The organism is Erythrobacter sp. S267 (genome assembly GCF_057365045.1).
In genome coordinates this window covers 2,427,274-2,453,076 of sequence record NZ_CP200298.1, presented here as the reverse complement: position 1 = coordinate 2,453,076, position 25,803 = coordinate 2,427,274, and the positions used below count along the sequence as shown (strand labels likewise).

Genomic DNA, 25,803 nt, shown 5'->3' with positions numbered 1-25,803 from the left:
GCGCGATCCATGGCTGAGGAAACCAGTGGCGAGAAGAGGTTTGATCCCACTCCAAAGCGCAAACAGGATGCCGCCAAAAAGGGCGATGTCCTGCGATCCAAGGAGGCGGCCACCGCAGCGGTGATGGCCACGGGCACGCTGATGCTGATGGGCATTGGGCCGTGGCTGTTGGAGGCGATCAAGGATCTGGCACGCGCAGGCCTTGGGTTCGACCCTGCGCAGCTGCATGAATTTGCGCCCACCACCAGTTTCAGCAACGCGGCCGAGACTATTTTGCCGCCGATCTTTGCACTGGGTTGCGCGGTTCTCGCAGTGACTTTGGCCTCGCAGATGTTGCTGGGAGAAGGGCGCTGGGTCACGCAGCAAATGATGCCAAAGGCTTCCCGGATCAATCCGATCAGCGGCCTCAAACGGATATTCGGCACGCAGGGCCTGATTGAACTGGGCAAGTCGATCCTCAAGCTGGTTTTGCTCGGTTCGATTGCGGCCTATTGGGTGACCGGCAATATCCCCAAGATGCTGGGATTGGGTCGCGGGTCGTTCAGCGCGCAGCTGGCCTATGCGTGGGACGCGATGACGACCCTGATCGGCCTGTTGGTGCTGGGCCTGTTTGTCATCGCGCTGATTGATTATCCGCTCCAGGTCTTTCAGCGCAACAAACGCTTGAAGATGAGTTTTCAGGAACTGAAGGACGAGACCAAGCAGACCGAAGGCTCACCCGAAATGAAGGGCGCGCGGCGTCAACGCCAGCGCGATCTGGCGCGCGGCAGCGTCAGCAAGGCGATGCAAGAGGCGCAGTTTGTGGTCGTCAACCCGATGCATTTCGCGGTCGCGCTTACCTATGATCCCACGCTCGCTCCAGCACCGATTGTGCTTGCCAAAGGGCGCGGAGAGACCGCGATGGCGATGCGCGAATTGGCGAGCGAGTTGGACGTGCCTGTCCTGCGATATCCGCAGCTTGCGCGTGCGCTCTATTTCACAACGCGGGCCAATCAGATGGTGCGTGAAGAGCTTTATGTCGCCATCGCCGCCTTGGTTGCCTTCGTAATGTCGCTGAAGCGCGGCGAGCATCCCCGCATGCCAAAGGTCGAGGTTCCCGAAAGCCTGCGCTTTGATGCGGATGGTACGCTTGAAAAAGAGCCGAGCAATTCCGCTTAAACCTTTTCGCAAATGGCCGTCCTTTGAGCCATGGAAAATCCTGGCTCCTCCATTATCTCGGCCCTTGGCGGCGGCAGCGGCGTAGACTTCATTCAGCTTGCTGATGACCTCGCCGATGCGACCTTTTCGTTCCGCCGATCCAGCCTTGAATCGCGCAATGAGACGCTGGAGGCGCGTATCTCCTCCGCCTCGCTCCTGCGTTCTTCGCTCAGCTCGCTCGCCAGCTCAATCGGCGACCGCATTCGTCTCGGCGACCTCGCTCCGCAATCGAACATCGGCAATTCATCGGTCGCCAGTGTTTCAACCACCGCCGGGGTCCCGGCCAGCGGGAGCTATTCGCTCGAAGTGTCGCAATTGGCGAGCAACCAGACGCTGGTCACGCAAAGCTATTCATCGGGCAGCGATCTGGTGGGTGAGGGCACCATGGCGATCCGCTTTGGCGAAGTGAACGGCGCGACCTTCACCGAGGATACCGAGCAAACCCCACTCAGCATCACGGTCGAAGCGAACGACACGCTGCAATCGCTGGCTTTCAAGATCACGTCGGAAAGCGATGGACGGCTTGATGCCTATGTCGCGCAAGGCACCAATGGCGCGCAATTGGTCATCAAAGGCCAATCGGGCGCGCAAAACGGCTTTGTGCTGGAGCCCACCAGCTCTGCCGTCCTGCCAACTGCGACCCCCGGAGACCTCTCCTATCTCGGCTGGTCCCCTGCCACCGACGCAGGCGAGCTGCGCACGACCAGCCAGGATGCGCTTTACGAGCTCGATACGGTTCAGTTGAGCAGTTCGAGCAACACGATCACCGGTCTGCCCGAAGGCATCTCGCTGCAGCTGACCGGGACCAATGTGGGCGCGGCGACAACGATTTCCTTCTCAACCGATACGGGCGCGATTTCTGCGGTGATGTCCGACTTTGTCACCGCGCTCAATGACCTTGCATCCATCGTCAACGACGAATCCAACGCCTTTGGCGGTACGCTTGGCAACGATCCGGGCGCGCGCCAGTTGAAGCGCGACCTTGCCGAGCTTGCGAGCGTCACGGTCATGCCAACGGCTGAGGATGGCGAGCCATCGACGCTGGGCGATCTGGGGCTCGGCATCACGCGCGATGGCCAGTTTGAGCTTGATACTGAAGTTCTCAGCAACGCGCTGACCAACAATCCCGATGCCGTCGCTGCGATGTTCACGACCGGTGCCTTTGGCCTGTTTGGGACCATGGACAGACTTGCCCGCAACAACTCCCTGACGACAAATCCAGGCTCGCTGGGTGGTTCACTGGAGCGGTATGAGGACCTGATCGAAGCCAATGACGAACGGCTCGCGACCATCGCTCAGCAGCAGGAGGATTTGCGCACGCGCCTGACCACGCAGTTCATCGCCGCTGAACGCCGGATCGCATCCTCGCAATCGACGCTGAGCTTCCTGCAACAGCAATTCGCTCAGAACGATTCGTAAGGGATGGGTCGTGATGCTGCCGCTCTCGCAGAAACCCGAACGCGCCTATCGCAAGATTGATCTCGATGCCCGGATTGAGGCGTCGACGGGCGAGGATTTGACACTGATCTGCCTGGAAGAAGTGGTGGCGGCCTTGGGTCAGGCTTTGCATGCGTTGGAACGGCAGCCCGATCGCACGCCGCACGAACCGATCGCGCGGGCCCATGGGATCGCGATTTGGCTGGCGCGCAGTGTGGCGCCGGATAACCCGCTCAGGTCTTCGATGGTGCAATTCTATGGCGGGCTCGCCTCACTCCTGTCGCGCAATCGCATCAGAGCATCGCGAGAGGAATTGGCGCAGGCGCGGGTGGATTTCGCCGACCTGCTCGAAGCCGGAAGAGCAGCCGAGGCCGCTGAGGCCTCCAAAGCGGCTTAACCCGCTATCGCCTCTGCGATGATCCGCGCGGCATCCTCTGGATCTTCGAACGGATGAAAATGCGTGCGATCAGGCCGGTACATGTCGGTGCCCTGCGGCATGATGGAGGCAAGCGCGGGCCATGTCGGTGAGCCTTTGAAATCGGTCAGCTGCGTCTGCTTTGCGCGCACCACCAAAGTGGGCAGGTCAAGCGCCTGCGCGGTTTTCAGGATGCCCGTATTGGTCCGGCTTGAGCCATAGACGCTTGCCTCCATTTCAGGCGCGCAGGCGAGCTCAAAATGCCCGTCGCGCTCTATCAGGCCGTGGGTGCAATAATCCGCGAACACTCGCCGGGTGAACAGCGAGTATGGCTCGCGCGTAGCAAAGCGTTCCATCATCGCTTGGGGCGAAGCGAAGTCGCGCTTGCGGCGGATGGCGGGATGCGGGGCGTCGGCGGTGAAGCGCTCTTCTTCATCCTCGTAGAACTCAGGCGGCAGGATCACCGGATCGAACAGGACGAGCTGGCTGAAGGCCTCAGGACGCTCGGACGCGGCTTGCAACAAGACATGCGCGCCCATCGAATGGCCAACGCCGACCGCGCGGCGAATGCGTAGCTGGTCGAGGAAACCGGTCACATCGTCAAACAAAGTGCGCCAGTCGGAGATCGGCTCCCCCTCGCTCGCACCATGCCCGCGCAGGTCGAGCGCAATGACGCGGCGGTCCGGGAACAGCTCGGCAATCGCGCTGTAGCATCGCGCGTGGAAGCCCGTTGCATGGGCGATCACCAGCGGAGCCTCATGATTGCCGGGCTTTGCGCGCCATTCGTAATAAGCAAGCGCAATGCCGTTCACACGCACGGTGCGGGCAATCGGCTGGGCGGGCGAAAGGGGCGAGGCAGCTTTCATGGGCTGCGAGGTCTATCCGCCAACCTACTCCGCTGGCAATGCTGACTTGGGATCACCCTCAGCAGTTTCGCTCGGCGCATTAGGCGCTTCGTCGGCCGGCACCTCATCAGGAAGCGCCGCTTTGATCACGAAATAGCCCGCTATGGCTGCCACGAGCGATCCCGACAGCACGCCCAGCTTCACCGCGTCGATCATCGCTTGCTCAGTGAAAGCAAGGTTGCCGATGAACAGGCTCATCGTGAAGCCGATCCCGGCGAGCAGGGATAGGCCGTAAATCTTGGCCCAGCCCACGCCCTCTGGCAGCTGAGCAAGGCCGGTTTTGACTGCGATCCACGAGAAGCCAACGATACCGATCTGCTTGCCGAGCAAGAGGCCCAAAGCAATGCCAAGCGGCAGCGGCGCCATCAGGTCGGCGGGCGAGATACCGGTCAGCGACACACCCGCATTGGCAAAGCCGAAGATCGGGATGATCACAAAGGCGATCCAGGGGTGGAGGCCGTGTTCAAACTTCTCGACCAGCTTGGTCCCGTCACGCGCCACCATCGGCACCATCATCGCCGCTGTCACACCGGCGAGCGTCGCGTGGACGCCAGATTTGAGCACAAAGACCCACATGATGATCGTCAGCAGCACATAGGGGATGGCTGATCGGATACGCATCCGGCCCACGGCAAAGAGCGCGGCGAGCATCACTGCTCCGCCGATCAGCATGTCGACCTTGATCTCTCCGGTGTAGAACAGCGCGATTACGGTGATCGCTCCGATGTCGTCAATCACGGCAACCGCCAGCAGCAGCGCCTTCATTGCGACGGGCACACGGGGGCCAAGCAGCGAAAGGATACCCAGCGCAAAGGCGATGTCGGTCGCCGCCGGGATTGCCCATCCATTGAGGTTTTCCGGCGTGTTCCAGTTAAACCCGACATAGATCAGCGCCGGGATCGCCATGCCGCCAATTGCCGCGGCGAGGGGAAGCGAGGCCTTGTTCCAGGTCGACAATTGCCCATTGATGACCTCACGCTTCACTTCCAGCCCGATGAGGAAGAAGAAGATCGCCATCAGCCCGTCATTGATCCACAAGATCAGGCCTTTATTGATCTCAAACGCCCCGAACGAGACATTGAGCTTGGTGTTCAACGTGTCGAAATAGGAAGCGGAAAGGGGGCTGTTGGCGACAACCAGCGCCAAGGCCGCCGCGCAGATCAGAAAAATTCCGCCCGCGCTTTCCTGCTTCAGGAAGTCTTTGAGAGCAGCGCTCACTCGTTGGATCATGATTTGATTACTCGTCCAGAAGATTGCCCTGGTTTAAGGGCTTGCCCAAAATACGCGATTGAGGCTCCAATGTTCCCGGTTTTCCGCCATTTTTCGCCTCCGCCGTGTGGCCTAGGCGACTCTTTTTGAGGGCTTCAAACGGGCCGCGCTTGATTGACAATTGGCAGCGCGTGGTTGAACGCGGGCGCTCCATGCCCAATTGGGGCGCTAGTATTTTCAAAACGCCCGCCTTTTCACCTCCATCGGAGAATTTCGTGTCCGACGCCCGGAACAATGCCGCACCCGGACCTGAAGAGTTTCGAAAACTCATGGGGCGGTTTGCGACGGGTGTGTGTGTTGTCTCGGTCGAGGACGAGGCGGGTGCGATTTCAGCGATGACGATCAATTCCTTCGTCTCGGTCTCGCTTGACCCGCTGCTGGTGTGTTGGAGCCTGCACAATTCCTCCAGCCAGTTCGACGCTTTCGCCAAGGCCAATCGGTTTGCGGTCAGTATCCTCAATGCCGACCAGTCCGAACTCGCCATGCGCTATGCCGCGCGCGGGAATAGCGGCCTCAGCCCAGAGGATTTTACTCGCAGCGCATCTGGCCTGCCGGTCATCGCGGATGCAGTGGGGTATTTTGACTGCCAAGAGTATGCAACCTTCCCCGCAGGCGATCACACGATGATCCTGGGGCAAGTGATGGACCTTAGTCCAAGACAGCTCGGAGAGCCGGGCATTGCACCACTTGGCTTTGTAAATGGCCAGTTTTGCAGTATCGGCCAGTAATGGTTAGCGAAAACGCCTCCGTCGCAGTGGATGATACGCGCGAAAAGCTGCTTATCGCAGCGCATAAGCAGTTTGCCGAGCGCGGTTTTCATGGCGCCAGTATTGCGCTGATTGCCGGTGATGTTGGCCTGACCAAACAGGCTCTACTTTACCACTTCAAGCGTAAGGACGATCTCTACCGCGAAGTGCTTCGGCGTATCTCCGACCGGTTGTTCGATGCGATTAGCCACGATCCCGGCGATGCACAGACGCCTGCTGAACGGTTTGAAGATGTGATATTGTCCATCTTCCGATCAGCGATCGCCAATCCTCTCGACACTAAGGTCTTGATGCACGAATTGCTCGAAGATCAGCGCCGCGATGCGCCTCAGGAAGAGTGGTTCTTCAAATCCTTTTTGGGCAAGATCATCGCCTTGTTGGACGCTGCACGGGACGATGGATCGCGGCCCTTCGCCGATAAGGTGGCGCAGGTCTATTTGCTGGTCTCAGCGATCCAGTTCTATGCGGCATCCAGTGCGGTCCTCTCACGTTTTTACGGGGAAGAGGAATATGTCCGCATCGGCGAATATTACCCGCGTGAATTGCGTGACATGGTCCGCCGGATGATCGCGTCGGACTGAGCGTTTCGCTGCTCCCCGCGAGACTGCCAACTAGCTTTGCTGCGCGCCCAGACGTTCGTAGAGCACGCGTGTCTCAAGCAGATTTGAGATACGGAGGCCAATCTCGATCACATCGAAGGGTTTGGCGACAAAATCCTTCGCGCCAAGCGCCAGGGCCTTGCGCCGGGCCTGGATTGTCGTGTCAGCTGTCAGGACCAGAATGGGCCGGAACTCGTTCGGCTTGTCGTGGCGCGAAAAGGCTTCGAGCAATTGGAACCCGTCAATCTCCGGCATCATCAGATCAAGCAGGACGAGGTCTGGCTCCAGATCGATATAGGCGGCCATCGCCTTGGTCGGATCGGTCAGCGTGTGAATGTCGCTATAGCCTTCGCGCTGCAACAGGCTGCGCAGCAACATGACATTAGCTTCCTCGTCATCAATTGCGAGGATGCGGCGGGCGAGTACGTCTTTGCTGTCAACCAGTTGCACGGTCATGGCGTCGTCTCCTGAGCGTTGGGAGAAGCATCACTCTGCCCCTTTCCTGCAGGCGCGATTGGCAGAGTGAAGCTGAAGCGCGAGCCGTGTTTGGTCCGCTCATACTGGATTGTTCCGTGCATTGATTCCACCAGGCTTTTGGACAGAGCAAGGCCAAGGCCGGTGCCTTCGATCTTGGAGCGTTGTTGCTGTCCCAAGCGGTCAAATGCGGTGAACAGGCGGGGAATGTCGGCATCGGAAACGCCTGGACCGTCATCTTCGACACTGATCTCGACATGGTCTGCATGAGGGTGCGCGGAAAGCCGCACGAAACTGCCGCTGCGATTGTACTTTGCCGCGTTGCCGATCAGGTTGAGGATCACTTGTTGCGCCCGCCGCGCATCGGCTTGAACTGTCATACCGGCCTTGTCCGCATCCAGTTCAAAGGCAAGATCTGCGGAAGAGACAATCGGTGCGGCAAGCGCGTGGCAGTCCTTCAGCAGATCAGCGACCAACACCTCCTCCAGCTCCAGATCCGCACCGCCTGCCTCGATAGTGGAGATGTCGAGCAGATCGTTGATCAGTGCCAGCAAATGACGCCCTGATTTTGTGATCTGACCGACCGCTTCGCGCTGATGTTCGGGCAAATCGCCCTCGTCAATCTCGAGCAATTGCCCAAAGCCCAGAATTGCGGTCAGAGGCGTGCGCAATTCGTGGCTGGTGCGCGACAGGAACTCGCTCTTGGCGCGGTTTGCGGCCTCGGCTTCTTCGCGGGCGAGGCGCAAGGCTTCCTCGCTGCGACGGCGTTCGGTGATGTCGCGGGTGACTTTGGCAAAGCCCTGAAGCGCGCCGTCTTCATCGCGCAAGGCGGTGATGACGACATTGGCCCAAAAGCGCGAGCCATCCTTGCGCACGCGCCACCCTTCGTCTTCCGCCGAGCCATTCTTGCTGGCACGTTCGAGCATCTGGGCAGGCAAGTGATCGTGCGTTTCTTCTGGGTAAAAGGCGCTGAAATGCTGCCCAAGAATTTCTTCGGCTTGCCATCCCTTGATCCGTTCGGCGCCCAAGTTCCAACTGGTCACAATGCCGGAGGTGTCGAGCGTGAAGATCCCGTAATCGCGCACCTGTTCCAGCACGAGGCGGAAGCGTTCCTCGCTGGCGCGCAGATCGTCTTCGCGTGCCCTCAGCAACGCGCTCGCCCCGACAAGTCGTTGCGACAGCCGGCCGATTTCATCGGCTTCATCGGGCACCTCGTTCAAGCGTTCGCCTTGGGCCAACAGGTCGGCATTGACCTCCAACCGGCTGACGCGCCGCACGATGCCGGTAGAGAACAGATAGACGCCCGCAAGACTGCCGAGCAGGCCGACAATCGCGCTAATCGCGGTGAGGATCAGGAACCGCGAACGGACATCTTCAACCAGAGCGCGCCGCCGGTCGAGCACGACGGCTTCGGCTTGCTGGACGTTGTTCACCTCGCGCTGGACAGCATCAAGCGCGGCTCTGTTGTTCAGCAACCGCTCCTCAAACTGCGCCGGGCTGATCGTCTCCGATCTTCTTGCCAATGCAACGGTGCTTCGCAGATCATCGCGCTTGGCGGCGACAACTTGGACCATGTCTTCAAATTCAGCGCGGACGACCACGTCCTCAATCGCTTCATCAAGCCGTGCCATCGTGTCGGGCAATTCAGCTTCTGCGTTGCGATAGGGTTCTAGGAAGCGCGCCTCGCGGGTCAGGACATAGCCGCGCACACCTGCCGCCGCTTCGGCGAGCAGCGCCTGCACCTGATAGGTGTCGCGCTGGATCGCAAAGGCCCGCCGAACATCGTCCTCCGCGCGCGTTTCGGCGTTACTCGCCAGGTAAAGCGAAACCAGCGAGCCAAGCAGAATGGCAAGTGGCAGGGCCAGCACCACCAACCCTTTGAAGGCCAGCGGGCGGTTGGTCCAAATCCCAAGGATTGGCCGGGTGATAGGGGCTTTATCTGCGCTCAATGACCAACGCTCGACTGCCGGGGCCTAATTGTTGGCCGCTTTAAGCTGGACAGCCAGTACGGCTGCTTGCGTGCGGTCGGACACTCCCAGCTTCCCGATCAGCCGCTCAACATGCACCTTGACCGTTGCCGGGCTGATGTCGAGCTCGCGGGCGATTTCCTTGTTCGTCTGCCCTTGGGCGATCAGCTCCACCACTTCGCGTTCGCGCTGGGTGAGGATTTCTTCGAGGCTTTCTCGCCGCGGAGCAGGCGTGTTGTCCTTCATTGCCGCTGCAACCAGATCAAGCGGAAGAGCAGACTGGCCAGCCATCACTTGCTCAATCGCTGCGCGCAGGTCCTCAATTGCTGCGTCCTTCAGCACATATCCGGCAGCCCCCGCCGCCAAAGCTTCGCGGACATAGGCCGGGATTTCGTGCAAGGTGAGCATGATGACACGGCATGGCAGGCCCGCTGCAACAATCCGCCGGGTCGCCTCCAACCCGTCAATCCCTGAACCAAGCCGGACATCCATCAGGACAATGTTGGGCTCCAGCTTCTCAGCCAGCTCCAAGGCTTCCTCGCCAGAGCTGGCCAGGCCGACAACGTTCAGCCCGTCTTTGGCGAGGACGGCTTGCAACCCCTCGCGGGCGAGTTGGTGGTCGTCAACGATCAGAATCTTGGGGGTGGAGGTGTTGGTCGGCGTGGTCATTGCGGGGATCCGTTCTCAGCTGTCTCAGGCAGCCAGGCCTGGACCTGTACACCATTGGGATGTGCGGCGCGCCAATCGAGCTGTCCGCCGATGGCCGCCATACGCTCTTTCATCACTTCGACGCCCAAATTGTTCCCGTCGCCGGGCTTGGAAGTGCGTGTTTCTTCGCTCGGCCCCGTGCCATGGTCGCGGATCTTGAGATAGCGCCTGCCTGTGCCTAGCTTCAGCTGGGCCTCCATCAGAACCGCGCATGGGCCGCCTGCATGTTTGCGAATATTGGCAACCGCCTCTTGCGCGACGCGGAACACTGCGGTCTCGACAATGGGGGGCAAGCGCGTGTCATCGGCTTCGATCGCCACCGTCACGGCAAAGCCTTCATTGATCAATTGCTCGCTCAAGGACTGGAGTGCAGGCACCAGTCCCAGATCGTCAAGCAGTGTTGGGCGCAGGCCGGCAATAACGCGGCGCAATTCGCTGACCAGTCCGCGGGCGATTTGGGCAGGGTGCATTGGGTCGGAGCGCTCAACATCGTAGTCAGCGATTTCCAATCCTTCGAGCATGCGCGCCAAAGCAGTGGCGGTCTGCGCGACACCATCATGCAATTCGTGGCTAACCCGGCGGCGTTCTTCTTCCTGGGCGGTAAAGATACGCTCCACCAGAATCTCGAGGCTGCGCTCGCGTTCTTGCAAGGCGGCCAAAAGCCGCGCGCGGACATCTTCGGCGTCAATTCGATCAAGCGTCGCGCCCATCAGGTCGAGCAGGATCGAAATCGCCTCTTTGTCTTCAAGATCAGCAATCTCGTCGAGCGATGCCAGCCCTTCTATCTCGACCCGGGCGATGACTTCCCGGCTGGGGCCGGGAGAGCGGATGGCGAGGCCTTCCCCCGCATCGGAGAGATGCAGCGTCGCGGCGCGGCGACCCAGCAAGAAGGCAAGGCGATCACAGCAGTTCTCCAAAGCCTCATCGAGCGATTGCGGATCGCTTTTTGCAAGGTCTCTGGCGGACACGGAAAGCAGCCGCATCCGCGCAGCGCGCGCTTCTGCTGCACGGTACAATTCGCGCAGTTCAGCAATCGTCTGCGTGTCAGACGGCAGGATGGAGATATCATCACTCACGTTCGCACCATACTGCACGCGGCGAGAACTGCATAGGCTGGGCGGCCTATGCTGAAAGGCAGGCCACTCAGCCGATTTTGGGGGTGATTAGACTGCCCTATCTCAATTGCACAGGCCGCAGACGGCTCACCGTTTTTCATGCGCAACAGGCCCTCCAGTCCCGCTGCGCAAATGGAGAGAGAAACCGACTTACCCCCCCCTGATGGACCATCCGCGTTTGGCTTCTCAGCCCCTATCCGACCGGCCAAACATTCGGACCCATCATTCAGACCCCTTCTCCAAAGGGTCAACAACTAGCACGGACGGTTCCCAACCCGGGTTCCGTCCGTCTTTTTGTTCGGGTCCGACGGGCCAAACCGCTCGACCAGCGTATTTGACCCGCATCGCAGCTCGGGCCATGCATGCTGGCATATTTGCAAAAGACCAAAGGGGCTTCCTTTCATGCTGAGATCCATTCTTCTCACCGCCAGTGCGCTTGCGACTTTGGCAGCGCCGGGCTTCGTCGCAACCGCGCATGCCGACACGCATAGCGAAGCCGCAGAGCAAGGGCCGAGCCGGACCTTCACCGGAGAGGATCTGTTCAACCTCGCCATGGCGTCTGACCCGCAGATCAGCCCGGATGGTTCGACCATCATCTACACCCGCCGCCAGAACGACATCATGACCGACCGCGCGATGCCATCGCTTTGGAAGATCGACGTGGCCAGCGGTGAAGAAGTGCCCTTTGCGGGACGTCACGGTGCAGCGTTCGGCGCGCGTTGGTCGCCTGATGGCTCGCGCGTAGCCTATATCGCGACCGAAGGCGGCAGCGCGCAGCTGTGGGTCAAGTGGATCGAGAGCGGAGAGGCCGTGCGCCTCACCGGCCTGCCCAACAGCCCGTCGAGCATAGCGTGGTCGCCCGATGGCGAGACGATTGCCTATTCGATGTTCGTTGACGAAGCCGCTCCGACGCTGGGGAAGGCTCCCTCAGGCCGGCCCGAAGGCGCTGAATGGGCAGGGCCGCTCGACATCACCGACCTGGTCAATTTCCGCGCTGATGGAGCAGGCGAGCTGACGCCGGGCTTCCAGAAAATCTTCGCGATTTCCGCCACGGGAGGCGCGCCGCGCCAATTGACCTTTGGTGAGCACGACGATGGCGGCTCCTTGAGCTGGTCACCCGACGGCTCGACGCTTTATTTCAGCGCCAACCGCAACGACGATTGGCAGACCGACCCGCTCGAAAGCGAAGTCTGGGCGCTGGATGTCGCGAGCGGAGAATTGACCGTCCTCACCGATCGTGACGGGCCAGACTTCGCCCCGAAAATCTCTCCTGATGGGCGCACCATCGCCTATGCTGGCTTCGATGATGAGGGCCGCGCGTATGAGAACACCGAACTCTATCTGATGGACGCGGACGGATCGAACCGGCGTCTGTTGACGGGAGATTGGGACTTCGGCGTCGATGGCTTCCAATGGGACGCGGATTCGCGCGGGATTTACGTCCAGTATGACGTACGCGGAGAGACCAATGTCGCACGCATCGCCCTCAACGGTCAGGTCCGCGATGTGGTCACCGGCCTGTCGGGAGCGGGTTTCGACCGGCCCTATACGGGCGGCAGTTTCTCTGTTTCCGAGGGCGATGTCATCGCCTTCACCGGCGGCACCGATCAGCGCCCGCCAGAGGTGAAGGTCGGCACACGCGGAGAGGGGCGCTACCTCACCGATCTCAACCAGAGCCTGCGCCTGACACGGGACTTGGGCGAAGTGCGCGAGATTAGCGTTGCCTCCAGCTATGATGGCCTTGAAATTCAAGGCTGGCTGACCCTGCCGCCGGGATACGAGGAAGGCACGCGCGTGCCACTGATCCTTGAGATTCACGGCGGGCCGTTCGCCGCCTACGGCCCGCATTTCGCGACCGACAATCAGCTCTACGCCGCCGAAGGCTATGCCGTCCTCTCAGCCAATCCGCGAGGGAGCACCAGCTATGGCGAGGCTTTCGCTCAGACCATCGACAAGGCCTATCCGAGCCAGGATTATGACGACCTGATGAGCATCGTCGACCGCGCGATTGAGCTTGGCATTGCGGACCCGGATGCCCTGTTCGTGACCGGCGGATCGGGCGGCGGGGTGCTCACATCGTGGATCGTGGGCAAGACCAACCGGTTCAAGGCGGCAGCGACGCAAAAGCCAGTCATCAACTGGACGACGCAGGCGCTGACCGCTGACGGGACGGGCTATTTCGGTCTCTACTGGATCGGATCGCGTCCATGGGAAGACCCGGAGAAATATTGGGAGCAATCGCCGCTCAGCCTTGTCGGCAATGTTGAAACCCCGACTTTGGTTGTCGTGGGTGAGGAAGACTATCGCACCCCGGTTAGCGAGGCGCAGCAATACTACTCCGCCCTGCAACTGCGCGGTGTTCCGACCACTTTCATCCGCGTGCCGGGCGCGAGCCACGCCTTCACCAACCGCCCCTCGCAAAGCGCGGCCAAAGCCTCGGCGATCCTCGCGTGGTTTGAACGTTATGCGGACGGTTGGTCGCGCGATGAAGATTCCGCAGACGAGGGGGAGTAATTACTCCTCCACGCCGTCTGTCTCAGGCGTCTCCACCCGGTACTTCTCGAACCAAGCGAGCGTGTAGTCGGTCTTCGCATTGAGCAGCGAAGGCCGGCTCGCGATCCCGTGATTGGTGTCGGGGATGCGCACCATGGCACTGGGCACTTCGCGCAATTGCAGCGCTTGGTAAAACTGCTCGGTCTCGCTCATCGGCGTGCGCCAATCTTCTTCGCCCGTGATCAGCATAACCGGTGTGGTCACATTGCCCACAAGGCTAAGCGGTGAACGTTCCCAGTAGTGATCGAGATGCTCCCACGGAGGCCCCGGAAACTGGTTCTGGATCTGGCCGATATAGCTGTCGGCGGTCAGGACTTTCGAGACCCAGTTAATCACCGGCTTTGCCGCCATCGCGGCATTGAAGCGGTCGGTCAGCCCCACGGCATAGGCGGTCGCGATCCCGCCTGCTGAGCCGCCTGCGATGAACAGATTGTTCTCATCCGCATAGCCTTGCGCGATGGCCCAATCGACCGCGCTCATATGGTCGGCGAAGTCGTCGGGGCTCGAATATTTGTACTGGAGCAGGTTCGCAAACTCGCTGCCATATCCGATGGAGCCGCGGTGATTGTCGTAGATCACGACATAACCCGCCGCTGCCATCCGTTGCAGCTCGGCGGAGAAATGCGGGCCATAGGCAAGGTGCGGGCCGCCATGCACTTCGATGATGAGCGGGTAGCGTTTGCCTTCTTCATAGCCCGGCGGCGTGATGATCCAGCCGTCGATCTCCAGCCCGTCGAGCGAGGAATTGTAGGTGAAGCGCTCAACCTGACCCAGATCGCGGTGGGCGAGGAGGTCTTCGTTGAGGCTGGTCAGGCGTCGCTCGCGCCCATTGCTCGACACATAGATGTCACCGGGCCGCAGAGCGCTGCCCTTGGTATAAACCAGCGTTCCGTCATGCGCATCATAGGCGCCGCTGACATAGGGGCGACCGATCGTCGTCCCGCCAATGCCGTCGACGGCGAGCCGCCGATTGCCGCGCAAGTTCACAACGCCGATATTGTTCTCACCGCGCGTTTGGTAAGTGAAGGAGAGCTCCCTTGCAGACAGCCACTCCACATCGCCAGCCCGCCGGTCGAGATCAGGCGTCAGATTCCGGTCATTGCTGCCATTGCGTGCCATCACATGGACGTTGGTTGCCACAAAGGGCACGCGTTCATTGCTGGAGGCAAGATAGGCGATATTGCGCCCATCGGGTGAGACGCGGGGGCTGAACTCGCTTCCGGGACGGCTGGTTAGCTGGGTCAGCTCTTTCGACGCCACATCGACCGCGAAGATATCGGATTCGCGGCTTTGCAACTCCCATCCCTCATTGCGGTTCGCGGAGAACAGGATCGTCTCCCCGTCCGGCGTGAAGGAGAGCGAGCCGCCGTGGTTGAAGTCTCCGCTGGTCAGTTGGCGCGCTGTGCCGCCCTCTGCGGGGACCACAAAGACATGGTCATAGGCAAGGTCGATGAAGCCCGATCCGTTGGTGCGATAACGCGCGCGGTCGATCATCACCGGGCGGTCGGCCCAGCGCGCTCCATCAGGTTTTGAGGGGTTGCGCACGAGCGTCTCGGCCTTGCCCGGCACTGCCATCACGAAGGCGAGATGCTCGCCATCAGGTGACCAAGTGAGCGAACGCGGGGACTCGCCAAAGCTGCCGATCAGCGCGCTGCGGCCCGAGGCAAGGTAGTGGACGTAGATCTCGGTCTGTCCCGAAGCGCTGCGCATATAGGCGACGCGGGTTCCATCGGGCGACCAGCGCGGGGACCGGTAGGAACCACTGTCAGCGAGCAAAGGCTCCTGCCCGCTGCCATCGAGATTGACGATCCACACATGGGCACGCGTGCGGTCGATCATGATGTCGTTGAACCGGCGAATATAGAGCGCCTGCGTCCCGTCTGGCGAGATTTCCGGCGCGTCGGCCCATTCCAGTTCGAACACATCCTCTGCCGTGAACAGGCGCGGTTCGTTCTCAGGTCCGGAATGATCGTCAGCTGCGGCGGGAGCTGTGAGAGAGAGGCCAATCAGGCCGAGAGCAAGAGCTGCAAAAGATCGCATGTGAAACTCCGATTGGGTCTATTCGCCAGTCAATTCAAAGGTCAGGCCGGACTGCGTACGCAAGCGCTCGATCAGCGGATCGCCGAGGATGGTTGCCGGGGTCCAGAAACCTCCGGCGGCATCGTCGGGCACGTCCTTGGCGAGACATGCGGCGGCCTGCGCGAGCATCTTCGCGGTCGAGCCATAGCCGGGATCGCGGTCTCCGGTGACGCGGGCGCGGATCGTCTGACCCGCAGGACCATAACCGATGAAGTCGAGGATGAAGGACCCTTCGAGCTGCTCCTTGGGGCTTGGCCCTTCACCCGGCGCGGGCAGGACGGTCTTCTCCAGCACCCAGCGCACGGGTGGCAGAGCCATGGCAATCATCGCCGCGCTCATGCCCCAATCGGTCATCCGAGCCGCGCGTTTCCCGCGTGCCTCTTTGCCGGTCGCCATCGCCTCTTCGTAGAGGAAGTTTGCACCATAGGCCTTGTCGGAGAGCGCGTTGCTGCGGTGGACGACGCGGGTGTTGATTGCGGCCATGACGAAGGGCGCGATCCAGCTGCCATAGGTGTCGTCATATTCCATAACGACATCGCGTTGGCGCGCGGTGAAACCGTGATCGGGTGGGCAAATGCTGTAGGGGTCTTTCAATTCACGGCGAAGTTCGGGATTGCCGGAAGCCTCTTTCACAAGTTCGATCATGCTCGCAATCGTCCCGCCCGACGCGCCGCCTTTCATCTTGGCAACCCGCATATCGACCCGCTCGCAAGCCGCGCCGAAACGCTCCTTCGCATGGGACTGGAGGAAGTGCACACCAAGGTCGGAGGGGATGGAATCGAACCCGCAGCAATGGACGATCAGAGCGCCGGTTTCTTTCGCCTTGACTTCGTGAGCGGCCTGCATTCGGCGGATCCATTGCGGCTCTCCAGTGAGGTCGCAATAGCGCGTGCCGCTTGTCGCACAGACCTTGACCAAAGTGTCGCCGTAGAGCGCATAGGGCCCGACGGTGGACATCACGACCTTGGTCTGGTCGCACATCGCGGCAAGCGCCGCTTCGTCGCCGGCGTCGGCGACGATCATGTCGATGTCGGAGAGACCGACCGCGGAGGCGACTTGCTCCAGCTTCGACTTTGACCGCCCTGCAATCGCCCAGTTGAGAGCATTGCCGCCTGCTTGTCCGTCCCCGAACGTCTCATGCATGTAACGCGTGATGATCTGCCCGACGAAGCTGGTCGCCCCGTAGACGATGACGTCGTATTTCGTGTCGCTCATGAAGGCCCCTGAGATGCTCTTGTGGCGGCTTGCGGCAAAAGCGCGTCTACCACAAGGCCAACGGGGCAAATCGGGCCCAGTTCCGCTCATCGGCCTAAGCCGCGATCGCGCCTGCGCCGATTAACCTTATCTATAGCCCTCTTCCCTATGCCCGCATGCTGGACAGACCCCTGTCCGGGCGGCCCAAATCCGCTCCCAGATTAACCAATGTGAGGGCGCTTACGCCCCTCGCATCAATGCAGGCAGCCCGGAACAGCAAAAGTGAGCGATTCCAGCGCGATATCAGCAAGTAAGGCCCTGATCGGCCACACCGGCTTCGTCGGTGGCGCGCTGCTGCGGCAAACGGGTTTCGATGCGTGCTTCAACAGCGCCAACATTGCTAAGAGCGCTGGGGCGAGCTTTGGCACGGTGGTTTGCACGGCGGCTCCCGGCTCCATGTTGGAGGCGAATACGGCTCCAGACCGGGACCGCGCACAGATCGAGGCGCTGATCGATCAACTCGCGCAAATCCGGGCTGAGCGATTTGTTCTGATCTCATCCATCGCGGTGCTGGAAGACTTTGCCGGCGGCGCGGATGAGGGGACGCGTGCCTTCCAGGAAGCGCTCGCTTACGGACGCCATCGGCGTTTGCTCGAAGCCTTTGTGGAAGAGCGCTTTGCCGACAGCCTCGTGGTGCGCTTGCCCGCTCTGTTTGGTGAGGGACTGCGCAAGAATTTCATGTTCGACCTGCTCAATCCGGTGCCTTCCATGCTGAAGGCTCAGCGGTTTGAGGAAGTGTGTGACGCGATGGATACGCCGCTCGCCGATGCCCTGCGCTCGCTCTACGCAATGGATGGGGCGACAGGCATGTGGAAGCTCGACCGAGCGGCTTTGAATGTCCACGCCCAACGCGCGGCTTTGGAGGATGGAGTGGTCGCCATCGGGGCTTCGGCGACCCAGTTCCACAATCCAGAGACGACCTATCAGTACTACGAGATTGAGCGTCTGTGGGCGGATATCGAAATCGCATTGCAGGCAGGGCTGACGCATCTCCATCTCGCGTCTGAGCCGCTGCGAGCGGGCGACATTCACCAGCATCTGACCGGGCGCGCAATGCCGGAAACAGGCGCGCGCCTACACCGCGAGGATATGCACACGCGCCACGCCGATCTGTGGGGCCAGAGTGGTCCATACCAGTTCGAAGGTACGACCACGCTTGAACGGCTGAGCGCATTCTACAACGCGCAAAAGGTGCCGGCATGAGGCTCGCCGTTTCCAACATCGCCTGGTCGCCTGATGAGCGGCTGGATGCCTATGCCATCCTGCGCGCAGCGGGTATCACCGGCCTCGAAATCGCGCCGGGCTTGCTGTTCCATGCAGCGGACGATCCCTTCGAGCCGGGCGACGATGTCGCGGCCAAGGCGCTCGCGGAAGTTGCTGATGCGGGACTCTCGCTGGTCTCCATGCAGTCTTTGCTGTTCGGAGTGGAGGGCGCGGCTCTGTTTGAAGGTTCTGCGCCCAGAGCCAAGTTCGAGGAAGGCATGCGCCGCGCCATTGCGCTCGCCGGGCGGTTCGGCATTCCCAATTGCGTCTTCGGCTCGCCAAAGCAGCGCGTTGTGCCCGAAGGTATGCCGATGGCGGGCGCTCTTGACGAAGCCGCCGCGGTCTTCCGCAAGCTTGGCGATGAGGCTCTCGCGGCCCGGACGTGCATCACTATCGAAGCCAATCCGGCGGCCTATGGCACCAATTTCCTGACCACTTTGGACGAAGCGCGCGGCTTCGTTGCTCGCGTTGATCACCCCGCCATCGCCGCGATCCTCGACCTCGGTGCGATGCATATGAACGGTGAGTTTGCGACCGTCTCCGCGCGCATGCCGAGCATTGCGCAGGCTCTCAACCATGTCCATGTCAGCGAAGCCTATCTTGCACTCGCGCCCTCGGCTCACACCGATCTGGTGCCCGTTTTCCGGGCCTTGCAACAGGCTGGATACAACAAGGCGATCTCGATTGAGATGAAACGGCCTGAAGGCGGCCTTGCCGAACTCGAACAATGCGTCGCGCGCCTCGCCGCTGCCCACTCGCAAGCGGAGGTCGCCGATGCGTGAGCCTGATGCCAATGAATTCCGCAAGCTGCGCGAAGATGTCGTCGTCTCGGTGTGCCTGTCCGACCTGACGCCGGGCGAAGCGACGTTCCAGGCCGTGCGTGACCTCGCGGAGAAGCTCGACGCGGTCTACCGTTTCCGGGAGATTGTGCTCGTCACCGACAGCGCATCGCGCGAGGCTTTCCTGCCGCTGGTCGAGCAAGTCGCCGACCTGCGCCTGTTCGTCGTGCGCCCCGGCACTGAATATTACGCCCGCCGCGTGATCGCTGCGGAAGAGGCGATTGGTGACATCGTGCTGCTCGGCAATCTGGACGAATTGGCGCATATGGACGCGCTCGCCTTTCTGGAACGGGCGGAGGAGGCGAATGCGATCACGCTCGCCAATCGGTCGAAGCCGCGCCCGGTCAAGCGTCTGCTCGCCACGCCTTTCATCGCGCTGGGACGGCTCGCGGGGTTCAAGGTGGACCCGAGTGACTTTCAGAGCATCGCCATGCCGCGCACTTTGCTCAATCACTTGCTTGCCCATCCTGAGCCGCGCCTCGCCCTGCGCTTTCCGCCGCGCGATCCCGGCCTGCCGCTGGAATATTTCGCTGCCGACAAGAACGTCGCCTCGCGCACAGCTTTCAGCCATGTGACCCGGCGCGCGCATCTGCTCCAGACGCTGCTGGTATATTTGACGCCTGCGATCCTTTCGATTGTCGCGATCTGCTCGACCATTCTGGCGCTCGTCGGCTTCGCCTATGCCGCCTACATCATCGGCGTGCTGTTTGTGGTCGAGGATCTCGCCCCCGGCTGGCTGACCACCAATGCGATGCTGGCGGTCAGCGCGGTGTTCATGGGGCTATCGACATTGGGGCTGAGCCTTGGCCTGCAACATGTCCTTAAGCTCCACAATGCCAGCAACGCCGACCGGGCGCCGGAGGAGGTCAACCGCATCGACCTGTTCGGCAAGGTTGCCAGCGACCTCAATGTTGAGCTCGACACAGCGCCGCCTGAACGCGCGGATGACTGATGGCGGGTGGGGCTGAGACCGATTTCGACTATGTCATAGTCGGCGGCGGCTTTTATGGCTGCTGCCTTGCTTTGTACCTGCGCTCAATCTCTGACCGAGTGCTGCTGATCGAGGCGGGCGAGGCGCTGATGACGCGCGCATCGCGGGTTAATCAGGCGCGGGTCCACACCGGATTTCACTATCCCCGCTCGGCCGTCACGGCGGTTAAATCCAAGCTGCTGCACCAACGCTTCATCAAGGATTTTCCCGAGGCCGTCGTCGACGATTTCCAGATGGTCTATGCGATTGCCAAACGCCGATCCAAGGTCACGGCCAAGAAATTCCATCGCATGTTCCGCGATATGGGCGCGCCGATTGAGGTGGCTGCGCCCGGCTATCAGGCGCTGTTCAATCCCGACATGGTGGAGGCCGCCTTCACCTGTTTCGAGGTCGCCTTCGACTATTCCGTCCTTGCCCGCCAGATGGCTGAGCGGCTGTCCGATGCGGGCGTGGAATTGCGGCTTTCGACGCAGCTTGAAGGGCTGGAGGACCGCGCCGAGGGCATCATCGCGCGGCTGTCCGACGGCAGCGAAGTCACCGCCCGCTACGCTTTCAACATCACCTATTCGCGGATCAATTCGGTCCTTGCCAGCGCTGACCTTCCTCCGGCCAAGCTGAAGCACGAAGTGGCTGAGCTTGCTCTGGTTGAGCCTCCGCAAGAGCTCGCCGGCACCGGCATCACGATGATGGATGGGCCGTTTTTCTCCTGCATGCCGTACCCATCAGCGAACCTCTATTCGCTGACCCATGTGCGCTACACGCCGCATGAAAGTTGGGCGGATGAGGACGGCGCGCGCGACGCTTACCGTCACTTTGCGGGCCGCGAATACCCGACGCGCTATGCCTTCATGCTGCGCGATGCTCAGCGCTATTTGCCGTGTCTGGCGGGGGCGGATTATCGCCGGTCAATCTTCGATGTGAAGACGGTCCTGATCAAGAACGAGCAGGATGATGGCCGCCCGATCCTCTACCACCAAAAGCCAGAGGGCAGCCGGGTTATCTCGATCCTGGGCGGCAAGATCGACAACATTTACGACCTGTTTGACGCGGTGAAGCACACCGCGCCTGAGTTTGCAGAGCTGAATTCCGCTCATGTCCTTGGCCATGAATATGCCTGATCACGAGCGTCGTTCGTCCTTGCCCCAGCGATTGTGGGGTGGTGCAGCCCTGCTTGTGCTGGTGGTTGCCCTTGCGGCTCTCCGCGGCAATGCGCTGCTCTACGATCACAGCTTGAACTCCATCGACGGAGCGATGCAAACTTGGTTTGCGCTCGACAGTTTTGCCGATGGCAGGCAGCTGGGGAGCGACTTTCAGTCCTATCTCGGCATCTCGATGATCCTTGCCCTATTGCCGATTTTTTTGGTGCTGGGCGAGACATTGTTTGCCTCGACCATGGCGGCCTATGTCTGGGTGATCGCTGGAGCCTTCATCAGCGCCTATGCGACCGCTTGGATGATCGATTGGATCCCAGCCAAGCAGCGCTGGCTCGCGGCGATTGTGCTGGTGTTTGGCTTCTATTTCCTTGGCTTGCTTGTCGTTGAGCTTATCGGCCTACCCTATCCCTTGAGCTTTGATCCGGGCGTGTCGCTGCGCCCGGTGCGCGGCTTGCTGCCATTCCTGATACTGCCCGTGTTCGTTTTCGCTGTGCGCAAGGCGTTGGCGGCTGAGGCGGTGAAGAGCAGCGTTCTGGCAGGCGCTGTGCTTGGCGTTTTTGCCGGTGGTGGCCTGTTGTGGTCAAATGATGCGGGGATACCGCTGGTGATCGCTTTGGTGATCGGGCTGGGCGCTGCGCTTGTCACTCGGCCCAAGCATTTGGCGGGTGCCTTGCTTGGGATGGCTCTGGCCGCGATGGCCAGTGCAGTTGCGCTCCTCCTCATCGTTACCCATGGAGAGCCGGGGCCTTGGTTCCAATACAATTTCGTCGCGGTGGCAGGCGATCAGTTTTGGTATTTCGCGCCATGGGACCGCGAGAGCCGCGTGCTAGCGATCCCCGATGTGCTGCGCGTCCTCATCGGCGGAGAGCTGCTCTCGACGGTGAGTCTCAACCTGCTTATCGCGGGCGTGTTGTTTGCCGCTTTCCAGCGCCTCAAATCCCGCGGTGATGCAGTGCGTTTGGGCGGCTTTATCTTTGTGGGATCGAGCCTGATTGGCACCGCCATCCTCCCCCAGATCGGCGGGCATATTGGCGGTGAGTACAACCACATCACCTTTCTGCTCGGCATGAGCGCGCCGCTGATCTTGCTGCCGACAACGCTGGTTGAGCGGCTGGAGAGGCCAGCGCGCGCGCTGACGGATGCCGCTGCAATCGCCATCGCCATGGTGGCGGCAAGCCCCATGCTCATCAGCGAAGGGTGGCGTACAAACAGCATCATCGCCGGAAACTCGGAACGATCAGAATACAACCCCCAGCTCGGCTTTTACGTGACCCCTTGGTATGCTGAGCAACTCGAGGCGCTTGAGCGTCTGTCGCAGTTTTGGGAGAATGAAGGCTACGGTAAAGACCGCCAGCTTCTGTCAGTCTACACTTCGGCGCTCGACGTTGCGACGGGTATGGAAAGCCCAGCGCCCGTCGGCTCGCTGATCCATGCTTTGGGCCCGGAAAACCGGGCAAACTTCACAGCTCTGGTCGCTGAGCGGCAAGTCGCAGGCGTGAGCACGATCTCGCCGGATTACAGCGGTTGGGAAGGGTGGATGCTGCGCGCCAATTGGCCGTTCTTCCGTGCCTTGTTTGAGAACTACGAACCCATCGCGCTCGGCGAGCAGCAAGTGATCTGGGTGCAGCGCGCTGAGCCGCTTGGCCCGGCTGGAGACACGCGTTGCACTGTCGAGCCGGTCTCGAAAAATGCGCTCGTCATTCGCGTTGATAGCGCAGGGGAAGGACCCGATCCTTGGTCTGCCATCACCATCACCCGGCAGCCGCCTTTCGGCACGGCCCGCACCGGGGTGCTGACAGTGACTGAAAGCCTGCCGCGTTTTGCAGGACCTATGGCAGACCTGTGGACCGACTTCCCGCGCTATGGTGTCGCCAACACGGAAACCCTTGAGCTTACAGCGCCGATGATGTCAGGCGCTCCGGTCACTCTGCGTCTCGAACTGCTCGATGGCTCAGCGATTGGCGCTGCGAGCTGCACCGCGCAAATCTACGAACGCCCCTTCGTCCAGCAACCCCTTGGGTTTGAGAACAGCATCAACCTTTATCTTGAAGGGCGCACTTCATGAACGAGTTTGCGCGCTTCTTCCTCGTCACAGTGCTGGGCGTGGTGCTCGACATCGCCATTGCCTTTGCGCTGCACCAGCTGGCGGGTGCCCCCTTGTGGCTGGCGGCCGCCATCGGCTTCACCATCGCGGCCAGCGTCAATTATGTCGTGCACCAGACGTGGAGCTTCCAGTCCGGGTCGCGCCGTCTTTCGCTTGGCCGCGCGGCGCAATATGGCGGGGTCGCGCTGGCAACTCTGGCGGTTCGGGTGGCGGTGGTGGCTGTGCTTGCCCGGTTTTTGAGCGGGTTTGAGCATCAGGCCATCGCGCTCCTCATCCTCATCTGCGGGGCGGGTGCGTCGTTCTTCGTCAATTTCACCCTGAGCAAATTCGTCGTCTTCGCCGAGCCCAAGGGTGGGGAGGACGCGGTATGAGCCTCGATAGCTCGACCTGGGAAGTGCCGGCGCATGATGTCGCGCTCCATTCTGAGCGTCAGCATCGCTACGCGCTGGTCATCCCGGTCATCAATGAAGGCGAGCGGATCCGCGGGCAGCTCACGCGCATTGCTGAGGCGGGCCACGAGGTCGACGTGATCGTAGCGGATGGCGGCTCGACCGATGGCTCGCTCGATCCCGAGTTCGTGCGCAGCGTGAATGTCCGCGCAGTCCTCACCAAAACCGGTCCGGGAAAGCTCTCTGCCCAATTGCGCATGGCTTATGCCTGGTGCTTGCACGAAGGCTATGACGGCATTGTCACGATGGACGGCAACGGCAAGGACGGGGTCGAGGCGATCGCCGCCTTCATCGCCAAACTCGACGATGACTGCGACTACGTCCAAGGTTCCCGCTATCTGCCCGGAGGTGCGGCGGAGAACACGCCGCTGGAACGCACCATCGCCAATCGGTTGGTCCACGCGCCGCTGCTCAGCCTTGGCGGCGGGCATGTCTTCACCGACACGACCAACGGCTTTCGCGCCTATTCTGCGCGCTATCTGACCCACCGCGATGTCCAACCCTTCCGCGAAGAGTTTCAGGTTTACGGCCTGCTGTTCTACCTGACTGTGCGGGCGGGCCAGCTGGGCTTGAAGGTCGACCATGTTCCGGTCACGAGGGCCTATCCGGAAAGCGGCAAAGTGCCGACCAAGATCGGCGGCTTTGCTTCCAAGCTGGCTTTGCTGGGTGAGACGGTTTTCGCCGCGACGGGAGGCTATTCTCCCAAAGATGCAGCTGTCCGAAAGGCGCGCTGGCTGTGGCCGCTTGTGGTTTTGGCCGCCTTGCTCATCCCACTGCTTTTGAGCGTTTGGGCATCGCCGCGCTACTCCCCGGACAGCTGGGCCTTCTATGAGCTGTCGAAGACGGTGTTCGGCGACTTCTATCGCTTCGAACATTTCCGCAGCTATTCCAGCGCGTCTCCCTATTCGAGCGCCTTTCCGCCGCTCTTCCCGACTCTGATTGCGGTCACCGATACGGTCTTGGGCACGGGACCACGGACCGGGCTGATCCTCGCCTTCGCCTCCTTTGCAGGCTTCGCGCTTGTGTCAGAGGCCATCGGCAGGCGAGTGGCAGGGGCGGCTTGGGTCGGGTTGGGAGCGGCCATCGCGCTGCTGCTGGGCCCCAGCATGATGCTGACCGAGATGAGCGCGGGCCGGACGATCCCGCTCCAGATGTTGCTTTACGCGCTGTTGGTTCTCGCGCTGTTGCGAGGGTCGCATTTGACTTTGCACGGCGCAGCTTGGGCAGGCGCGCTGGCAGGGCTGGCTGTGATGAACCGCTTTGACGCGATCCTGCTGCCGGTTTTGAGCGCGGCTTTGATAGTCTGGCTCACCCGCCGTCCTGCCCATGCTCTTGCGAGCCTTGCGGCAAGCCTCGTGATGATCTCGCCGTGGATCGCCTATTCGCTCAGCACTTTCGGGACCGTGTTTGCGACCGACAATGGAGGTATTGCAGGCAGCCTCGACCCTGATGCTTTCGTGACCGATTGGTGGCCGGAACCACAACCGGATTGGAGCGACGATCCCGGCGCGTGGCTGACCAAGGTCGCTGCCAATGCAGGAAAGCTGCTGCTGGTCGGTCTTCGTTTGACCTTCACGGGCATGGGTCTGGCGGTTGTTTCCGCCCTTGCGGCGCTGGCTGGACTTCAGCACCTGATAGCGCGCCGTCCCAATGCTGCTCCGAAGGGGTTGGCGATGCCGTCCAGCCTTGCTCCCGTGCTCGGTTTCTTCGCGATCTGCGCCGCTATAATGGCGCCGCAAGTGCTGACTGGATACCTCGAATACCGCTACTATAGCGCGGTCTTCTGGACCGGCTTTGCGCTGTTGTTATTCGGGTTTGTGATGCGCGGCGAAACCAAGCGCCAACGCCGAGTGTTCGGGCGGATTGCGGCGATTGTGATCGGCGTATTTGTCGCTGGTTTGCTGGCGCTCCAGAACGGAATCGGCGAGCCGTCGAAGAACGATATGCCGGTATTTGACGCCCCCGCCGACGTCGCTCAGTTACAGCAATGTATGGACGGCGACGATGATGCCCGCATCCTCGTCATCGGTGACGACAATCTCGCCGCGCGGGCCGGAGCTTTGGGAGGCATGGCGACAATGATGGAGCCGCGCAACATGGCGCAAGGGCGACTCGACGGGCAAGGCGTTCAAGCGTTCTTCGACGCATTTTCGGTCGAGTATGTCCTGCTAGCCGACCCTGCACGACGCCCAGCCATGCCAGAAAGTGTCCCGCTGTCGCGTGTCCAGAACTGTCCGTTGATGCTATTTGCGATCGCGCGCTGA

The 25,803-nt window shown here is 61.2% G+C and carries 21 protein-coding genes; 13 read left to right on the top strand and 8 right to left on the bottom strand.

Going from position 1 to position 25,803, the window contains the following annotated elements; genetic code table 11:
• Positions 1 to 9 precede the first annotated feature (9 nt).
• Genes AC0V6X_RS11435 through AC0V6X_RS11425 form a run of 3 tightly spaced genes read left to right on the top strand, consistent with a single transcriptional unit; the run spans position 10 to position 3,031 of the window.
• Complete coding sequence (locus tag AC0V6X_RS11435) at positions 10 to 1,158, top strand: EscU/YscU/HrcU family type III secretion system export apparatus switch protein (protein ID WP_486184668.1); 1,149 nt, start codon at positions 10 to 12, stop codon at positions 1,156 to 1,158.
• A gap of 30 nt (positions 1,159 to 1,188) precedes the next feature.
• Positions 1,189 to 2,616: a flagellar filament capping protein FliD gene (gene fliD, locus AC0V6X_RS11430; protein WP_486184667.1), complete on the top strand. Its 1,428-nt coding sequence runs from the start codon at positions 1,189 to 1,191 to the stop codon at positions 2,614 to 2,616.
• Between the two features lie 13 nt (positions 2,617 to 2,629).
• Entirely contained in the window at positions 2,630 to 3,031 is a 402-nt protein-coding gene (locus AC0V6X_RS11425) for a hypothetical protein (RefSeq protein WP_486184666.1), read from the top strand.
• On the opposite strand, the gene AC0V6X_RS11420 is transcribed toward AC0V6X_RS11425, so the two are convergent.
• Positions 3,028 to 3,915 (bottom strand): alpha/beta hydrolase, encoded by an 888-nt coding sequence (locus AC0V6X_RS11420; protein WP_486184665.1) that lies wholly within the window; start codon positions 3,913 to 3,915, stop codon positions 3,028 to 3,030. The genes AC0V6X_RS11425 and AC0V6X_RS11420 overlap by 4 nt on opposite strands.
• Before the next feature lie 24 nt (positions 3,916 to 3,939).
• Positions 3,940 to 5,184, bottom strand: a complete 1,245-nt coding sequence (nhaA, locus tag AC0V6X_RS11415; RefSeq protein ID WP_486184664.1) for a Na+/H+ antiporter NhaA — start codon at positions 5,182 to 5,184, stop codon at positions 3,940 to 3,942.
• 308 nt (positions 5,185 to 5,492) lie between these two features.
• On the opposite strand from nhaA, the gene AC0V6X_RS11410 reads away from it, so the two are divergent.
• On the top strand, positions 5,493 to 5,951 hold the full coding sequence (locus AC0V6X_RS11410) for a flavin reductase family protein (RefSeq protein WP_486184663.1): 459 nt from the start codon (positions 5,493 to 5,495) through the stop codon (positions 5,949 to 5,951).
• On the top strand, positions 5,951 to 6,571 hold the full coding sequence (locus tag AC0V6X_RS11405) for a TetR/AcrR family transcriptional regulator (protein WP_486184662.1): 621 nt from the start codon (positions 5,951 to 5,953) through the stop codon (positions 6,569 to 6,571). The genes AC0V6X_RS11410 and AC0V6X_RS11405 overlap by 1 nt, the downstream gene beginning before the upstream one ends.
• A 30-nt stretch (positions 6,572 to 6,601) precedes the next feature.
• On the opposite strand, the gene AC0V6X_RS11400 is transcribed toward AC0V6X_RS11405, so the two are convergent.
• Genes AC0V6X_RS11400 through AC0V6X_RS11385 form a run of 4 tightly spaced genes read right to left on the bottom strand, consistent with a single transcriptional unit; the run spans position 6,602 to position 10,814 of the window.
• Entirely contained in the window at positions 6,602 to 7,045 is a 444-nt protein-coding gene (locus AC0V6X_RS11400) for a response regulator (RefSeq protein ID WP_486184661.1), read from the bottom strand.
• Complete coding sequence (locus tag AC0V6X_RS11395) at positions 7,042 to 9,012, bottom strand: sensor histidine kinase (RefSeq protein ID WP_486184660.1); 1,971 nt, start codon at positions 9,010 to 9,012, stop codon at positions 7,042 to 7,044. The genes AC0V6X_RS11400 and AC0V6X_RS11395 overlap by 4 nt, the downstream gene beginning before the upstream one ends.
• Before the next feature lie 24 nt (positions 9,013 to 9,036).
• Complete coding sequence (locus AC0V6X_RS11390) at positions 9,037 to 9,699, bottom strand: response regulator (RefSeq protein ID WP_486184659.1); 663 nt, start codon at positions 9,697 to 9,699, stop codon at positions 9,037 to 9,039.
• On the bottom strand, positions 9,696 to 10,814 hold the full coding sequence (locus AC0V6X_RS11385) for a sensor histidine kinase (protein WP_486184658.1): 1,119 nt from the start codon (positions 10,812 to 10,814) through the stop codon (positions 9,696 to 9,698). Before AC0V6X_RS11385 ends, AC0V6X_RS11390 begins: the two co-directional genes overlap by 4 nt.
• A 441-nt stretch (positions 10,815 to 11,255) precedes the next feature.
• Between AC0V6X_RS11385 and AC0V6X_RS11380 the strand changes: the two genes are divergently transcribed.
• On the top strand, positions 11,256 to 13,367 hold the full coding sequence (locus tag AC0V6X_RS11380) for a S9 family peptidase (RefSeq protein ID WP_486184657.1): 2,112 nt from the start codon (positions 11,256 to 11,258) through the stop codon (positions 13,365 to 13,367).
• On the opposite strand, the gene AC0V6X_RS11375 is transcribed toward AC0V6X_RS11380, so the two are convergent.
• A complete protein-coding gene (locus AC0V6X_RS11375; RefSeq protein WP_486184656.1) occupies positions 13,368 to 15,446 on the bottom strand; it encodes a prolyl oligopeptidase family serine peptidase in 2,079 nt (692 codons plus the stop codon). It abuts the gene before it with no gap.
• An 18-nt stretch (positions 15,447 to 15,464) separates the two neighbouring features.
• Positions 15,465 to 16,700, bottom strand: coding sequence for a saccharopine dehydrogenase family protein (locus AC0V6X_RS11370; RefSeq protein WP_486184655.1), 1,236 nt, complete (start codon positions 16,698 to 16,700; stop codon positions 15,465 to 15,467).
• A gap of 261 nt (positions 16,701 to 16,961) precedes the next feature.
• Here AC0V6X_RS11370 and AC0V6X_RS11365 point away from each other — a divergent pair, with 261 nt between their 5' ends.
• The 7 genes from AC0V6X_RS11365 to AC0V6X_RS11335 are packed head-to-tail and all read left to right on the top strand — an operon-like array spanning position 16,962 to position 25,803.
• Positions 16,962 to 17,942, top strand: coding sequence for a Rossmann-fold NAD(P)-binding domain-containing protein (locus tag AC0V6X_RS11365; protein ID WP_486184654.1), 981 nt, complete (start codon positions 16,962 to 16,964; stop codon positions 17,940 to 17,942).
• Positions 17,939 to 18,784 carry a sugar phosphate isomerase/epimerase family protein gene (locus AC0V6X_RS11360; RefSeq protein ID WP_486184653.1) on the top strand — a complete coding sequence of 282 codons (846 nt, stop codon included), beginning with the start codon at positions 17,939 to 17,941 and terminating at the stop codon, positions 18,782 to 18,784. The genes AC0V6X_RS11365 and AC0V6X_RS11360 overlap by 4 nt, the downstream gene beginning before the upstream one ends.
• Positions 18,777 to 19,793: a hypothetical protein gene (locus AC0V6X_RS11355; RefSeq protein WP_486184652.1), complete on the top strand. Its 1,017-nt coding sequence runs from the start codon at positions 18,777 to 18,779 to the stop codon at positions 19,791 to 19,793. Before AC0V6X_RS11360 ends, AC0V6X_RS11355 begins: the two co-directional genes overlap by 8 nt.
• A complete protein-coding gene (locus AC0V6X_RS11350; RefSeq protein ID WP_486184651.1) occupies positions 19,793 to 20,950 on the top strand; it encodes an FAD-dependent oxidoreductase in 1,158 nt (385 codons plus the stop codon). Before AC0V6X_RS11355 ends, AC0V6X_RS11350 begins: the two co-directional genes overlap by 1 nt.
• On the top strand, positions 20,937 to 23,051 hold the full coding sequence (locus AC0V6X_RS11345) for a hypothetical protein (protein WP_486184650.1): 2,115 nt from the start codon (positions 20,937 to 20,939) through the stop codon (positions 23,049 to 23,051). The genes AC0V6X_RS11350 and AC0V6X_RS11345 overlap by 14 nt, the downstream gene beginning before the upstream one ends.
• Positions 23,048 to 23,461: a GtrA family protein gene (locus tag AC0V6X_RS11340; protein ID WP_486184649.1), complete on the top strand. Its 414-nt coding sequence runs from the start codon at positions 23,048 to 23,050 to the stop codon at positions 23,459 to 23,461. The genes AC0V6X_RS11345 and AC0V6X_RS11340 overlap by 4 nt, the downstream gene beginning before the upstream one ends.
• The gene (locus tag AC0V6X_RS11335; protein ID WP_486184648.1) at positions 23,458 to 25,803 is read left to right on the top strand and encodes a glycosyltransferase family 2 protein; all 2,346 of its coding nucleotides are present in this window, start codon (positions 23,458 to 23,460) and stop codon (positions 25,801 to 25,803) included. Before AC0V6X_RS11340 ends, AC0V6X_RS11335 begins: the two co-directional genes overlap by 4 nt.